12 protein-coding genes are annotated in these 15,593 nt (G+C 55.6%); 9 read left to right on the forward strand and 3 right to left on the reverse strand.

What is annotated here, in order from left to right:
- The first annotated feature begins 116 nt into the window (after positions 1-116).
- Positions 117-1,394 carry a cytochrome c peroxidase gene (locus FHI25_RS09430; protein WP_210517106.1) on the forward strand — a complete coding sequence of 426 codons (1,278 nt, stop codon included), beginning with the start codon at positions 117-119 and terminating at the stop codon, positions 1,392-1,394.
- On the opposite strand, the gene FHI25_RS09435 is transcribed toward FHI25_RS09430, so the two are convergent.
- Positions 1,391-2,263: an NAD(P)-dependent oxidoreductase gene (locus tag FHI25_RS09435; RefSeq protein ID WP_210517108.1), complete on the reverse strand. Its 873-nt coding sequence runs from the start codon at positions 2,261-2,263 to the stop codon at positions 1,391-1,393. The genes FHI25_RS09430 and FHI25_RS09435 overlap by 4 nt on opposite strands.
- Before the next feature lie 89 nt (positions 2,264-2,352).
- Entirely contained in the window at positions 2,353-4,155 is a 1,803-nt protein-coding gene (gene phaC / locus FHI25_RS09440) for a class I poly(R)-hydroxyalkanoic acid synthase (protein ID WP_210517110.1), read from the reverse strand.
- Between the two features lie 261 nt (positions 4,156-4,416).
- Here phaC and FHI25_RS09445 point away from each other — a divergent pair, with 261 nt between their 5' ends.
- The 5 genes from FHI25_RS09445 to FHI25_RS09470 all read left to right on the forward strand — a co-directional run bounded on the left by FHI25_RS09445 (position 4,417) and on the right by FHI25_RS09470 (position 11,315).
- On the forward strand, positions 4,417-5,769 hold the full coding sequence (locus tag FHI25_RS09445; RefSeq protein WP_210517112.1) for an OmpA family protein: 1,353 nt from the start codon (positions 4,417-4,419) through the stop codon (positions 5,767-5,769).
- A gap of 333 nt (positions 5,770-6,102) precedes the next feature.
- Positions 6,103-7,344 carry an LL-diaminopimelate aminotransferase gene (locus tag FHI25_RS09450; RefSeq protein ID WP_063090045.1) on the forward strand — a complete coding sequence of 414 codons (1,242 nt, stop codon included), beginning with the start codon at positions 6,103-6,105 and terminating at the stop codon, positions 7,342-7,344.
- 122 nt (positions 7,345-7,466) lie between these two features.
- Entirely contained in the window at positions 7,467-8,771 is a 1,305-nt protein-coding gene (locus FHI25_RS09455) for a homoserine dehydrogenase (protein WP_008890927.1), read from the forward strand.
- Between the two features lie 146 nt (positions 8,772-8,917).
- Positions 8,918-9,877 carry a class II fructose-bisphosphatase gene (gene glpX / locus FHI25_RS09460; protein WP_210517115.1) on the forward strand — a complete coding sequence of 320 codons (960 nt, stop codon included), beginning with the start codon at positions 8,918-8,920 and terminating at the stop codon, positions 9,875-9,877.
- A gap of 145 nt (positions 9,878-10,022) precedes the next feature.
- A complete protein-coding gene (locus FHI25_RS09470) occupies positions 10,023-11,315 on the forward strand; it encodes an Hsp70 family protein (RefSeq protein WP_210517119.1) in 1,293 nt (430 codons plus the stop codon).
- On the opposite strand, the gene FHI25_RS09475 is transcribed toward FHI25_RS09470, so the two are convergent.
- Positions 11,316-11,633 (reverse strand): hypothetical protein, encoded by a 318-nt coding sequence (locus FHI25_RS09475; protein WP_246879020.1) that lies wholly within the window; start codon positions 11,631-11,633, stop codon positions 11,316-11,318.
- 198 nt (positions 11,634-11,831) lie between these two features.
- Between FHI25_RS09475 and FHI25_RS09480 the strand changes: the two genes are divergently transcribed.
- From FHI25_RS09480 to FHI25_RS09490, 3 genes are all read left to right on the forward strand, one after another.
- The gene (locus FHI25_RS09480) at positions 11,832-12,368 is read left to right on the forward strand and encodes a peroxiredoxin (RefSeq protein WP_210517121.1); all 537 of its coding nucleotides are present in this window, start codon (positions 11,832-11,834) and stop codon (positions 12,366-12,368) included.
- A gap of 113 nt (positions 12,369-12,481) precedes the next feature.
- Positions 12,482-14,242 carry a single-stranded-DNA-specific exonuclease RecJ gene (gene recJ / locus FHI25_RS09485; protein WP_210517123.1) on the forward strand — a complete coding sequence of 587 codons (1,761 nt, stop codon included), beginning with the start codon at positions 12,482-12,484 and terminating at the stop codon, positions 14,240-14,242.
- A gap of 80 nt (positions 14,243-14,322) precedes the next feature.
- Positions 14,323-15,585 carry an MFS transporter gene (locus tag FHI25_RS09490; protein WP_210517125.1) on the forward strand — a complete coding sequence of 421 codons (1,263 nt, stop codon included), beginning with the start codon at positions 14,323-14,325 and terminating at the stop codon, positions 15,583-15,585.
- The last annotated feature ends 8 nt before the right edge of the window (positions 15,586-15,593 follow it).

A 15,593-nucleotide genomic window follows, 5' to 3' on the forward strand; every position in this document is an offset into this window, starting at 1 on the left:
CAGCCATTGACTTTGATCAAGGCAAGGGGCAATTGTGTGGGTGTAAATGAAAAGCGTTCGCGATTGAGAAATTGCGTGACCTTCACCTGATAATCGACCAAATCAAAGTGTTTTCGATGCCCCACAATCTTCGTTCGTCACTGCATCTAACCTCTGTTTTCGCCCTTATGGGCTGCTTTGCGGGTAGTCCTGCCTTGGCAGAAGATGCGTCGGCGATGCTGCATCGGCTTGCCGATGCGGGGCATCGCAACACGGCGAGTGTGCCGGAAGTTGCGACGGCCACAGAGGCGCAGTCACCCTTTGAAGGCCTAGCGGACCTGGGCGAGGCACTTTATTTCGATACCAACCTTTCAGCCAATCGCACCATGTCCTGCGCCACCTGCCATGATCCGTCAACGGGGTTCCGTGATCCCCGTGTTGATGTTGCAAGCGGGGCGTTTTCATTGGGCGATGATGGTGAAAGCCTTGGCGATCGTAATGCGCCGACCGCAACCTATGCCAAATTCTCCCCGCCATTTCATGTGCGCGAAGATGGTGTCGCGGTCGGTGGCCAGTTCTGGGATGGACGGGCGATGGATCTGGCTGAGCAGGCCGGTGGGCCACCACTTAACCCGATTGAAATGGGTATGCCGGACAAGGCCAGTGTGGTTGCGCGATTGCGCGAAGACGACGATTATGTTGCAGGCTTCAAGGCGTTGTTTGGCAATGATGTCTGGTCGGACGCCGATGAAGCATATAGCGCGATGACCAAGGCGATTGCCGCGTTTGAAGAGGGTGATGAGTTCGCACCGTTTGACAGCAAATATGACCGGTTCCTGCGCGGCGAATACAAAATGACGCCAGAGGAAGAATTGGGGCGCGTCCTGTTCTTTTCGCAGCAATTTACCAATTGCAATACCTGCCACATGCTGAAAACCAGCCCGACGGCAGAGGGCGAAACTTTCACCAATTACGAATTCCACAATATCGGCGTGCCGCGCAATGTCGCAACGCGCAATGTGGTTCACAAGGATGTCGGTTTTACCGATAACGGGTTGCTCGATAACGCAGCCATCAACGATCCGGCCTATCGCGGCAAATACAAAACCCCGTCACTGCGCAATGTGGCGGTGACAGGGCCCTATATGCATAACGGGGTATTTGCCGATCTTGAGACGGTGGTTCGCTTCTACAACAAATATAACAGCAAGGCCGAGATCAATCAGACCAACCCGGAAACCGGTAAGCCGTGGAGCGAACCGGAAGTGGCCGAAACCATTTCACTTAAAGAGCTTGAGCAGGGCGATGCCCTTGATGAAAAGCGCATCGATGCCATTGTCGCCTTTCTCAAGACATTGACCGACGCGCGCTATGAACCGCTTTTGGAACAGCAGCAGGCGGCCAAAGAAAACTAGACTTTCAGCGTTTCAATCACCGCACTTTGTGCCAGATCGCCAAGGCCGGATTTTGTCGCCTTTTCAAAGACTTCATAGGCACTTTGGCCAACGGGTGTCGACATGCCAAGGTCCTTGACAAGCGCAAGGGCATAGGATGCATCCTTGGCGCGCAAGGCATTGGTGAAGTGGATGTTTTCGTGATGATTGCCGCTGACCATGCCAGGAACCGTCATAAGGCCGGAACCACTGGCATTTGCACCGATGGCAAAGGTATCAGTAACGGTTTGGCCATCAAGCCCAGCCTTCTGCGCGACCGCGACCAGTTCGGCAGCGGCAGCAATATGAACAGCGCCGAGCAAGTTGTGCATCAGCTTATAAACCGTCCCAGACCCGATCGGGCCGAAATGAATGGTCTTTTTGCCGGTGTCATTGAGGATCGGGGTGATGCGATCAAGGGTTTCAGGCGCGGCCCCGATCAAAAAGATGGTGTTGCCGGCTTCAACATCGGCGGGAATGCCCGTTACCGGGCTATCAACATATCGAACACCAGCAGCCTCGATTGTTTTTGAAAGCTCAAGCACAAAGGCGTGTGACAGGGTGGAGCATTCAATTGCAATGCTGTCTTTTCGCATGGCGGCAAGCGCACCATCATCGCCCAGCCAAACAGATCGTGCTGCTGCGTCATCAGACATAAATGAAATCACGGTATCGACATCTTTGGCGGCCATTGCCGGTGTGTCGCAGGCGACCGCGCCAAGGATAACAAGCGGTTCAAGTTTGGCTTTGTTTCTGTTCCAGACCTTGACGTCATACCCCTTTGAAAGCAGGCGTTTGATCATCGCCGATGCCATGCGGCCAGCGCCAAGAAAGCCGATTGTGTGGGCCATCATTATTCCCTTGGATCTATTTGGATAAAAGAAAACGGTCTGCCGTGATGGCAGACCGTGAAAACGTGTCAGGGTGGTCTGCGATCAGATCAGGACAAACTCACTTTGACATATTTGCCCGGTGCCGGACCAATGACCTTGAGCTTGCCATCGCCGGGTTTGCGGGCATCGACCTTGCCACCGGCACGACGGCCGACCCAGTTTTGCCAATCGGTCCACCAGGATCCCTCATGCTGGGCGGCCTTGGCCATCCAGTCATCCGGGTTGGCCGGATTGCGATTGTACGTCCAATAGCAATATTTCTTGGCCGCAGGCGGGTTGACCACACCGGCAATATGGCCCGATGCCGACAGCACGAATTTCACCTGGCCCGACATCAATTGCGTACCGGCATAGGTTGCCTGCCAAGGTGCGATATGGTCTTCGCGGGTTGACAGGAAATAGACCGGGATTTTGATGTCACGCAGATCAATCGGTTCGCCAAAGATCTTGATGCCGCCCGGTTCACGCAACAGGTTCTTGTTATACATATTGCGCAAATAGAAGCTGTGCATCGCCTTGGGCATGCGGGTGGAATCGGAGTTCCAGTACAGAAGATCAAACGGGAACGGATCCTTGCCCAGCATGTAGTTGGATACAACAAACGACCAGATCAGATCATTGGCGCGCAGCATGTTAAACGACATCGACATATCGCGCCCGTCAAGGTAGCCCTCTTTGGACATCTTGTGTTCAAGGCTTTTGATCTGTTCGTCATCAACAAAGACCGAAAGTTCGCCCGACTTTTCAAAATCGGTCAGCGTGGTCAGGAAGGTCGCGGATTTAACCCGGTCATCCCCTGTTTTCGCCATATAGGCCAATGTCGAGGCCAGAAGTGTGCCGCCAAGGCAATAGCCGATGGCATTGACTTCTTTCTCGCCGGTGGCCTGTTCGATCATGTCAAGGGCGGCAAGAACGCCTTCCTTGGCGTAGTCTTCAAATGACTTTTCGGCAAGTTCGCTGTCCGGGTTAACCCAGGACAGGACAAACACCGTGTGGCCCTGATCAACCGCCCATTTGATGAAGGAGTTTTCCGGGCGCAGATCAAGAATGTAATATTTGTTGATCCAAGGTGGAACGATCACAAGCGGGCGTTTTGCAACCTTGTCGGTGCTTGGCTTGTATTGCAGAAGTTCCATCAACGGCGTTTTGCCGACCACTGATCCTTCGGTGGTGGCGACATTTTCGCCAACCTTGAAGGCATCAAGATCGGTCATGCGGATTTGCAGTTTACCCTTGCCGCGTTCAAGATCTTCCAGAAGGTTTTGCAACCCCTTGAGCAGGTTTTCGCCACCAGATTCGATTGTGGTCCGTATGACTTCCGGATTGGTCATCAGGAAGTTGGTCGGTGAAATCGCATCGACGAATTGGCGGGTGTAAAATTCGACTTTCTGGGCGGTTTTGTCATCAAGCCCGTCCACATCGTGGACAACGTTTTGCATCCATTGGGATGACAGGAGATATGACTGCTTGATGAAATCAAACAGTTCATTGTTTTCCCATGCCTCGTCACGGAATCGACGATCCCCCTTTTGCGGGGAGACAACCGGTTCGGCTTCTTCGCCCATCATACGCAGGGTAGTGTTGTGCCACAGGGTATAATATTGCTGCCAAAGCTCCATCTGGGCTTCGACCAGCTTGACCGGGTTTTGCATCATATGCGTGGTCAATTCGGCAAAGGCAGAGCCGATATTCAGCGGGTCCGGGTCGGATATTTCCGGATCTTCTGCCTGCTTTGCCAGGAATTCAGACACAAGTCGTTGACTTTTCTCAGCAATCTCTGCCATAGCGGCAGAGAGCTTTTCGGGATCCGGATGTTTGTTTTCAGTTTCGATGGCCTGTTGATCGCTCATGGGGCATTCCCTTATGATACCGCCGCGGATACAAGGTAACTTCAGAACATTTTTGCGTCTTTGCAATATCGCAAGACTTTTGACGTTCTATGTTCCGGGTATCCGATTGACGTTCCGGGTTGAAACTTTGCTTGATCCCAAGCTTATCATGGCCTTAGCCTAGCGCGTCGTTTAGGGGTAGTACAAGAATTATAAGGTGACGTTTTTGCGGATTGATTTAATGCAGACGTCGTCCAACTGAATTTGGAGCAGCGAAAAGAAATGGGCGTTCTGAAATCGACCACCGGCCAGGGGGCTTGGCAGGAGACTGCAAGGGGGAAGCTGCGGGTATTGCTGCAGACGGGCTCGGCCCTGGCTGTGGTGCTGACACTTGGCGCCTGTTCTTCGGTTCCCGATGCGATAAATCCGGTCGAGTGGGGCAAATCCGTCGGAGACATGTTTGATGGCGAAGATGAAGAGCGCGCCGTCAAATCCGACGAAGCCATTCCGGGTGAAGATGGCGAATACCCGAACCTTTCCGACACGCCCGCCAAACCGGTTGTCACCGGCGATGCAGAACGTGATGCACTGGTTGCCGGCCTGGCCGCAGACCGCCAGAATGCCCAGTATGAACAGGGTGGCCGCCGTCAAAGCAACCCGCCTGTGAACGCGCTGCAAGCCGCACCTGCAGCGCCCGCATCGCAACCCGCGATCAATCCGGCACCGACAACACCGGTTTCCAGCAGTTCAATGGCCGATACCGGCAGTACTGCCGCGGCAACTGCCACCACTAGCGCGGTCACCTCTGCGCCAAGCGGCTCCAAGATTGCCGACGAATGGAATGCAAAATCCCCGTCCAGTGGCCCGGTCCCGACACCGGAAGCCCCGCCTGCAGCACCGACTGCGGCACAGGGGGCTGATGCCCGTGCCCAGCAGCTTGCAGCCTATGAGGCAGCACAGGCAGCGCAGAGTGGACAGTCTGCACAGCAGACGAGCGCGGGTACTCCGGCATCGTCTGGTGATCCGGTCATGGATCAGTATCAGCGCCGTCTGGCCGAAGGTCAGGGCGTCTTTGCCAACGAACCGGCGCCAGTGCAGACGCAGGAATTTGATTATTCCATGTATTCCGACAATGGGTCGGTGATCGTCGATGAAAGCCAGTTGGGCGGGGCGGAGCCGATGTATGGCGACTCCGCATCTTATGACATGACGGTCACCAACGATGCCCTGGCATCGCGTCTTGGCGTGCAGTCGATTGATCAGGCTGGCCCGGCTGTCAGTGAAGTGCAGATCGCACAGATCCAGTTTGCGCACGGTTCGACCAACCTTGGTGGTGCTGATTACAACGTGCTGGAACAGGTTGCCGCAACCTGGCAGCAGACCAGCGGCTTTATCCGGGTGATTGGTCATGCATCAATGCGTACCGGCAATATGTCGCTTGAACAGCACCTGGCGGTAAACCGCCGTGTGTCCGAAGGCCGTGCGGCAGCCGTCGTGTCGCGCCTGATTGAGCTTGGCGTCAATCCGAATGCGATCTTTGTGGGGGCGGATGGCTCGGCCGATCCGCGCTACTACGAAGGCGTTCCGGCGGGCGAAGCCGGCAACCGCCGTGTCGAGATTTATCTGGATTACTGATCACGTCGACCAGAATAGTTCAGAACCAAACAGCAAAACGCGGAGGGAGAAATCCTTCCGCGTTTTTTCTGTGTTTGGAGCTTCGGGCGTGCCGAAAAGGTCGGGTTTTTGCCGTCGGCCTGACGTCACCCGGTCCTTTCCCCGCCGTAAATCGCATTTATGCGTATTTTCCGCGCATTAATTCGTTGAGTATGATTTCAAGAAAAGGTACATCCTTCGAATTGTACGCTATTAATGGCCTGAATATCGGGCCTAAACGCAACTTTCGAGAAATCGAGGATATGCTTTTCGCATAAAATTCGAATTTCAGTGATTTGACGAGGAAACAGGATAATGTCGCAGGACTTCCACCGCATAAAACGTCTACCGCCTTATGTATTCGCAGAAGTAAATGCGATGAAGGCGGCGGCGCGGCGAGCGGGGGAGGACATTATTGATTTCGGCATGGGCAACCCTGACCCGGCGACCCCACAGCATATCGTCGACAAGCTGGTTGAAACGGTCCAGAACCCGCGCACCCATGGCTATTCGATGTCGCGCGGCATTCCCGGCCTGCGCAAGGCATTGGCGGCCTATTACGGCCGTCGTTTTGGTGTGGATATTGATCCCGAAACCGAAACCGTTGTGACCCTTGGTTCCAAGGAAGGTTTGGCAAACCTCGCTGCTGCGATCACAAGCCCGGGTGACATCTTTTTGGTGCCAAACCCGTCCTATCCGATCCATGCATTCGGCTTCATCATTGCAGGCGCGGCATTGCGCCATATCCCGATTGGTCACGATGATCAGGGGACGTTCAATACCGAAAGCTTTATGGATCAGCTTCATCGCGCGGTGAAGCACTCGGTCCCGAAACCAAGTGCAGTTGTTCTTAACTTCCCGGCCAACCCGACCGCCCTTGTTGTGGATCTGGCGTTCTATCAGGAAGTTGTCGATTTCTGCCGCAAGCATGAAATCTATGTGCTGTCGGATATTGCCTATTCCGAGATTTATTTTGATGGCAATCCGCCTCCGTCGATCCTGCAGTGCCAGGGTGCAAAGGATATCGCCGTTGAATTCTATTCGCTGTCGAAAACCTATTCGATGGCGGGCTGGCGTATCGGGTTTGCCACCGGCAATAAAAAGCTGATCAACGCACTGACGCGGATCAAGTCGTATCTTGATTACGGTGCCTTTACCCCGGTTCAGGTCGCCGCAACCGCGGCCCTCAACGGCCCGCAGGATTGTGTCGAGGAATTCCGGAACCTGTACCGCGAACGCCGGGATATCTTCATCGAAGGGGCGCAAAGTGCCGGTTGGGAAATTCCAAGCCCGGCGGCAACCATGTTTGCCTGGGCACCGATCCCCGATGCCTTTGCCGAACTGGGATCGCTTGATTTTTCCAAGCTGCTTTTGCAGGAAGCAGGCGTTGCCGTGGCACCGGGTCTTGGCTTTGGCGAGTATGGCGATCGCCATGTGCGTATCGCGCTTGTGGAAAACAAGCACCGCATTCGTCAGGCCAATCGCAACATCAAACAGTTCTTTGCCAAGTGCCCCGATGCAGAATCTGCACGTGAACTGTTGAAGAAATCCGTCTGATATCTCATAAAGCATTCTGTGTTTCGCCCGGGACATGTCCCGGGCGTTCTGTTATCAGGGCGCAGTGATCTTTTTTGATCACGGGCGGAGCCAAAGATGTAACCACGCGACAAGGAGTTATCGTGAAAGACGTCGTCAAAATCGGTGTGGCAGGCCTTGGTACGGTCGGTGCCGGAACCGTTAAACTGCTGAGTGAACATCGCGACCTTCTGACAGACCGTTCGGGTCGCCAGATTGTCGTCACAGCGGTATCGGCGCGTGATCGAACTCGCGATCGTGGTTTTTCCACCGAAGGCCTGACCTGGTATGATGATGCCCGTGATCTTGCCGCGGACAAGGATATCGACATCCTTGTCGAACTGATCGGCGGATCAGATGGCATTGCCTATGACACCTGCAAGGCTGCCCTTGAAAATGGCAAGCACGTTGTGACCGCCAACAAGGCGCTGATTGCGCTTAAGGGTGCGGAACTTGCACGGATTGCTGATGCGAACAATGTCACCATCGCCTATGAGGCGGCGGTTGCTGGCGGTATCCCGGTGATCAAGGCGCTGCGTGAAGGTCTGGCTGGTAACGAGATTTCGCGCGTGACCGGCATTTTGAATGGCACGTGCAACTATATCTTGACCACCATGCGTGAACAGGGCCGTGACTTTGCCGACGTTCTGGCAGAGGCACAGAAACTTGGCTATGCCGAAGCCGATCCGACCTTTGATGTCGATGGCATTGATGCCGCGCACAAGCTTGCAATCCTGGCGAGCCTCGCCTTTGGGGTCGAAGTCGACTTTGACGCGGTTGCAGTCGAAGGCATCCGCAGCGTTTCGGCCCTTGATATTCAGCTTGCCGAAGAACTTGGTTATCGCATCAAGCTGCTTGGCATTGCCAAACAGACGGCCGAGGGCATTGAGCAGCGCGTATCCCCGGTGATGGTGGATCGTGCGACCCAGATTTCCAAGGTCGAGGGCGTATTTAACGCAGTCGCCCTTGAAGGCGACTATGTCGGGCCAGTGGTCCTGCAGGGCCGTGGGGCGGGCGAACGTCCGACTGCATCGGCGGTGGTTGCTGATATCGTCGATATCGCGGCTGGTCGTGCGGCACCGGTGTTTGGTCTGCCGGCAGATCGCCTTAAGAAAAACGTGCGTGCGTCGCTCGAAAAGCATGTTGGCGCCTATTACCTGCGCCTGATGGTGTGGGACCGCCCGGGTGTCATGGCGGAGGTGACCGCAACCCTTGCCAAGCATGGGGTATCGATGGCGTCCATGATCCAGCATGGCCGCGCCGAAACCGAAGGCGGCGTTGTACCGGTGGTTATCGTGGCACACGAAACGACTGAGTCCGCCATGTCGGGTGCGGTGAATGATATTGCAGCGTTCGAAAGCAATTCACAGCCGCCGGTTCTGATGCGGATTGAAAGCTTCGCATCTTAACAAAATGAACAACACATATTCGCCCCGTATCTGCCATGATGCGGGGCGATGTTGTATAGGTCGGACAGAAGGCCGAGCATAAAAATAAAAAGACAACAATGAGATGGGGCCCCCAGACCCCACATCAGCAATACGAGGAAGAAGATATGGATCGAAATCTTGCGCTTGAAACGGTTCGCGTAACTGAGGCGGCGGCACTTGCGTGCTCTGGCCTGATGGGACGCGGCGACGAAAAGGCAGCCGATCAGGCCGCCGTGGACGCCATGCGCAATGCGCTTAACAGCATGGATATCAAAGGCACGGTCGTGATTGGCGAAGGCGAACGCGACGAAGCCCCGATGCTGTTTATCGGCGAAGAAGTTGGCTCCGGCGAAGGCCCGGAAATCGATATCGCGCTTGATCCGCTTGAAGGCACGACCATTTGCGCGACTGGTGGTCCGAACTCTTTGGCTGTCGTTGCCATGGCCGAAAAGGGCGGGTTCCTCAATGCACCGGACACCTATATGGAAAAGATTGCCGTTGGCGGTGGTCTTCCGGATGATGTTGTCGACCTTGACGCCAGCCCGGCCGAAAACCTTAAAAGCCTTGCCAAGGCAAAGGGTTGCGATGTTGCAGATCTGGTTGTGTGTATTCTTGATCGTCCGCGCCATCAGGAAATCATTGCCAAAACCCGCGAAGCCGGAGCACGCATCATGCTGATCGGGGATGGTGATGTTGCCGGTGTGATCGCGACTTCTCAGAAAACCTCGGGCATTGATCTTTACATGGGTACTGGCGGCGCGCCGGAAGGTGTCCTGGCCGCAGCAGCCCTTCGTTGCATCGGTGGTCAGTTCCAGGGCCGTCTTGTTTTCCGCAACGATGATGAAATCGCGCGCGCGAAAAAATGGGGCATCGAAGACCTGACCCGTAAATACAAGCTGAACGAACTTGCCAAGGGCAATGTCATGTTTGCGGCGACCGGTGTGACCGATGGCGCGATGCTGCGCGGCGTGCGCCGCTTCGCCAATGGGGCCGAAACTGAAAGCATCGTGATGCGTTCCCAGTCCGGTACTGTACGTTATGTCCGCGCCGTGCACGATTTCAGCCGGAAAATCTGGTACAAATAAGCGACCAGTTCTCAAAATTCGAAAAGGGAGTGCCTTGATGTAATTCTCGGCACTCCCTTTTTTCGTTTAATGGCTTGCAGGGGCAGGTGGACTGCGCTACATCCTCCGCCCCCTGTGACCAACACCAAATCCCGGAGCCTGCCTGATGTCGGAAATTATTGCCCTTGATTTCGGAACGACGAACTCTGTTCTTGCCGTGGCAGACAGTGCAGGAAACGTGCAATCCGCCACGTTCGAGGTCGGCACCAAAAGCTTCGATACCTATCGGACCATTCTGTATTTCTGGGAAGATCAGGATCTGAAGGCGCCGAATGCGCCAACCCACACCAAAAGCTGCTCCGGCCCGTTCGCGATTGAGGAATACCTTAAGGAAAGCCACGATTGCCGCCTGATCCAGTCGATGAAATCCTATCTGGCGGCCAAGGATTTTGAGGGCACGGATATCTTCGGGACCAACTATTCCATCGAAGATCTGATTGGTACGTTCCTGACACAGATCCATCACTTCGCGCAGCACAGCCTTGGCTGGCTGGGGCAGCGGGTGATTTCCGGGCGCCCGGTCGCTTTTGCCGGAAATAATCCGGACAATGACTTCGCTGAAATGCGTTTGCGTGCGGCCTATGAGCAGGCCGGTTTTGATGTCGAGGCCATGGTGTTTGAGCCGCTGGCCGCATCCTATTATTACGGGCGTGAGCTTGATAAACCGGAAACTGTTCTGGTCGCCGACTTTGGCGGTGGTACCAGTGACTTTTCGCTGATCCGCTTTACGCCGGGTCTGGGCATTCGGGGGGTGCAGCCGCTTTCGCACACCGGTCTTGGTGTTGCAGGCGACCGGTTTGATTATCGCATCATCCAGAAGGCCGTCTGGCCACGTCTTGGTTTTGGCTCCGAATATAAATCCATGGGCGCGACCCTGCCGGTTCCGCGGCAATATTACACGGCGTTTTCGCGCTGGCACGAACTGGCCATGATGAACCAGCCCAAAACCATCAACGAAATCAAAGGTCTGATCAGGTCCGCGACCAAGCCCGATGATATCGAGGATCTGGTTGCGATCATCGAAGATGAAATGGGCTTCCACCTCTATCAGTCGGTGTCGAAGGCCAAGGCAGAGCTTTCTGAAAAAGACAGCACCATCCTGCAATTCGCCCATGGCGGGGTGGAGATCGAAGAAAAACTGACCCGTGCCGATTTCGAAGCCTCGATTGCACCCGACATGGCCGAGATCGAACTGGCCGCCAAGAACTGCCTTGATCAGGCCGGTGTCGATGCACGTGACGTCTCAAAGGTCTTCATGACCGGTGGCACATCCTATGTCCCCGCCGTGCGCAAGCTGTTCGAAGACCGCTTTGGCAAGGGCCGCATCGAAATCGGCCAGCCGTTCCTGTCGGTGGCACACGGGTTGGCCCTGATTGCGGCGGACGAAGGCATCGTCTGATCAGCAGGCGAAGTCACCGCCGCACTTAACCGAAAGCAACACGATTGCGACAACAAGAAGCCCGACGGCAAGGCCGCTGAGCCCGTAAAGCCAGATCGATTTCGGGCGGCGTTTGAAAATCCAGGGCAGAATGCCACCCATCAGGCACAGCACAGGAAATGCCAGCACGCTGAAAAACAGGAAATGGGTAAGCGCGTTTTCATCTGATCCCGGTGCGTCAAACATCATTGGTGAAAACATCACTATCGGCATCGACATTACAGCAGCAAGAACGGAAAGGATGGTTAATCCGATCCGGAGACCTTTTTTGTGGGGCATTGCTCGTATCCGTTTTTATTATCGCCTTAGTGTGCACAACTTTATCGCGTAGGCAAATGCCTGTGCGTACCAGACTGTTTTTCACAATACGAAATCGATGCTTGTTTTGAAGCGCTGAATTCAGACTTATCTTTATAGCTAAAGGGCCGAACTTTGTTCGTGACAAAAGCCCGCTATCCATATCCTGGGAGGATCATGATGAGTTCAGAAAGCGAAGCACATGTGATTGCGCGGCTGACAGGACAAATTTTACCGGCATTGCCGTTATCAGCGACCAATGACGGCACGGTTGATTTATCAGTTCTGGCTGGACGGATAGTTGTTTACGCCTATCCGCGGACGGCTGAACCCGGTGTGCCATCCCCGGAAGGGTGGGATGAAATTCCCGGCGCCAAGGGCTGTACGCCGCAATCCTGTTCGTTTCGTGATCACGCCTCGGAATTGCGTGCGGTCGGGGTAGAAAACCTGTTCGGGCTTTCAAGCCAGACAACCGATTATCAAAAAGAAGCAGCCGACCGCCTTCATCTGCCATTTGCTTTGCTGTCGGATGCTGACCATCGCTTCAAGGAAGCCATGGCGATGCCGGATTTTGAAGCCGATGGCATGCGCCTGTTCAAGCGTCTGACCATGGTCATTGATGATGGCAAGATCACCAAGGTGTTCTATCCCGTCGATGATCCGGCCGCAGATGCCGAGAACGTTTTGAAATGGTGCGGGGAAAACCCGGTCGGCTAGGGATCGCCATGTCTCGGCGCGGTTTGATCGATTGGCAAAATATCCGGTTTCAGACCGCCCGAGATTGCGCTATTCCATAGGGCATGACAGAGCATTCACAAGAAACTACCTTTATGGGCATTGAGCGATCCGTCACCGGCAAATGGTGGCGTGAACGCGCAAATGACGAGCGATTGGCAACCACGATTGCCCAGCGTTTTGGCGTGCCCGAAATTGTTGGCCGGGTGATGGCCGCGCGCGGCATTGACCTTGATGACGCCGAAAGTTTCCTGTCACCGACACTGCGCGATCTGATGCCTGATCCATCCAGCTTGCAGGATATGGACAAGGCGGCCGCACGCATTGCCGACGCCATCGAGGCGGGCGAGGGGATTGCGGTATTTGGCGATTATGACGTTGATGGCGCGACCAGTACGGCGTTGTTGAAAAGGTTTTTCCGCGCCATTGGTGTTGATGTTCCTGTCCATATTCCTGATCGCATGAAAGAGGGCTATGGCCCGAATGCGCCAGCCCTTCTGGAGCTTCAGCGCAAGGGTGCCAAGCTGATCCTGACGGTTGATTGCGGGGTAACCGCCTATGCACCGCTGCAAGAGGCCCGCGATGCCGGGATTGAGATCATTGTTGTCGACCACCACGCCGCAGAGCCGGAATTGCCGCCTGCCGTGGCGGTCGTGAACCCCAATCGACTGGATGACGAAAGCGGGCTTGGGCATCTCTGCGCAGCCGGTGTGGCGTTTTTGGTCTGTGTGGCGTTGTTGCGCGAATTGCGCAATCGTGGCTGGCTTGAAAAGAAGGGCGTTCGCGCACCGGATTTGCGCAACTGGCTTGATCTGGTGGCCCTTGGCACGGTGTGCGATGTGGTGCCGTTGCGCGGATTGAACCGGGCGTTCGTGACCCAGGGCCTTAAGGTGATGAAGCACCGATCCAATGTCGGCATGACATCACTTGCCGATATTGCCGGCGTCAACGAGGTGCCGAGTGCCTATCACCTGGGTTATGTCCTTGGGCCGCGTGTGAATGCTGGTGGGCGCGTTGGCGAGAGTTTTCTGGGCACCACCCTGCTTTCGGGCGAGAACCCCGCAGAGGCGCAGGATATCGCCCGCAGGCTTGATGAATATAACCGTGAGCGCAAGGCGATCGAGGATATCGTCCTTGATCAGGCCATCAGTGCGGTTGAAGGCAAATCAAAGGTCGGCTCCATGGTGCTGGTCGGCGGCGATGACTGGCACCCTGGCGTGATCGGCATTGTCGCAAGCAGGCTTAAGGATCGCTATCACGTGCCGTCGCTTGTGATGGGCAAGGTTGACGGCGTCTATAAGGGCTCTGCGCGATCTGTGCGGGGCATTGATCTGGGCGATGCGATCATTGCTGCCCGTCAGGCCGGGCTTCTGATCAATGGTGGCGGGCACCATATGGCGGCGGGCTTTACACTTGATCCCGAAAAGCTTGACGCGTTCGAGGCCTTCCTTGAAGAACGCTTTGCCAAGATCATTGCCGAAAACGACATTCGCCCGACGATCACGGTCGATGGGGCCCTGCATGCCAAGGGCGCCACACTTGATCTTATCGACTCACTTGAAAAGCTGGGGCCTTTTGGTGCGGGCAATGCCGAGCCCCGATTTGCATTTGTCGATTGCCGCGCGGTCAAGGCCGACGTTGTCGGACAGGATCATGTGCGCTGTATCCTGACCGGGTCAAACGGGCAGGGGCGGCTTAAGGCGATTGCGTTCAGATGCCTTGATAATGATATGGGACAGACCCTGATCAAGCATGGCGGGCGCCCGTTACATGTCCTGGGGCATTTGCGTCGCGATAGCTGGCAGGGGCGCGATGGTGTGCAGCTGATCATTGATGATGTGGCCTTGCCGGTCTAGCGACGTGCCCCCGGGCAGGGCAGCTATGATGCTGCAAATGCTTGCCGTTATGGTTTGATCAGACTAATCCTGAAGGCACCATGACACAAAATTTGCGCCCCACACCCACCTCTGCGACGCCCAAGCATGGCCTCGGATCGTTTTTGATCGTTCTGATGCCGATCATGTTGGCCTTTTCGCTTAGTCAGTTTTTCCGTTCTGCCCAGGCGCTGCTTGCCGGGCCGCTGCGTGAACAGCTTGCCGTTACACCCGAGCAGCTTGGCCTGATATCGGGCAGTTTCCATTTTGCCTTTGCCCTGATGCAGATCCCGGTCGGGGTGCTGCTGGATCGGTATGGGCCGCGCCTGACCAACGGGTTTTTGACCATGGTCACCGTGGCGGGTGTCTTTATCTTTGCCAATGCGCAAAGCGTGCTGGGCCTGATGGCAGGCCAAGCGGTGATTGGCGTTGGCTGTTCGGCAGCCTTCATGTCGGCACTGGTTCTGGCCGCGCGCTGGACCGCACCCGAAAAGTTTGCGGCTGCATCCGGACTGATCGTTTCGTTCAGTTTGATGGGCGTTCTGGCATCGGCAACGCCACTTGCGACACTGGTTGAGGCCTATGGCTGGCGGGCGGTTTATTACGGCCTTGCCGGTATTGCGTTGATTGCGGTGGTGCTTGACTTCATTCTGGTCCGCGACAACCCGCCGGGCCATGCAACCCATGCCCAGCGCGGCGAAAGTGTCGGTGATGTACTGCGCGGCATGGTGTCGGTCTGGTCAAACCGGCAGGTCTGGTTGCTTTCGGGCGTGGCGTTTTTCAGTTACCCGACGATCCTGACGGTGCGGGGCCTTTGGGGCGGCCCTTACTTGCATGACGTGTTTGATCTGGGCGCAGTCGAGGTCGGTAATATCCTTCTGGTCATGACGATTGGCATGATCATTGGGCCGCCGACCTATGGGCAACTGTCGCGCATGATGCCGGACAACACCCGTGGTCTGATTGTCTTTGCCGTGCTGGTCGGGGCGGTTGCCTGCCTGTTGCAGGCCTTTGTAGGGCCAATGGGGACGGGCATCGCCATGGTTTTGATGTTGTTGCACGGCTTCCTGGGTAGCAGTGCGACGCTTAATTACGCCGCATCGCGCAAGGCGGTGGCCGAACATCAGATTGGCCGCGCACTGACCACGATCAATCTGGCGACCTTTGGCGGTCTTTTCGTCCTTCAAGGCATTGCCGGGCTGATTGTCGGCCATTATGAAGCCGACCCGGATACCGGTTACAAGGCGATGTTTGTCTTTTTGGGCTGTGGTCTTGCTGTGGCTGGGATCAGTTTCTGGATCGGAACCCGACGTCGCAGCCAATAAACCGTCTG

It is taken from the genome of Thalassospira sp. ER-Se-21-Dark (assembly GCF_017922435.1).
GTDB lineage: Bacteria > Pseudomonadota > Alphaproteobacteria > Rhodospirillales > Thalassospiraceae > Thalassospira.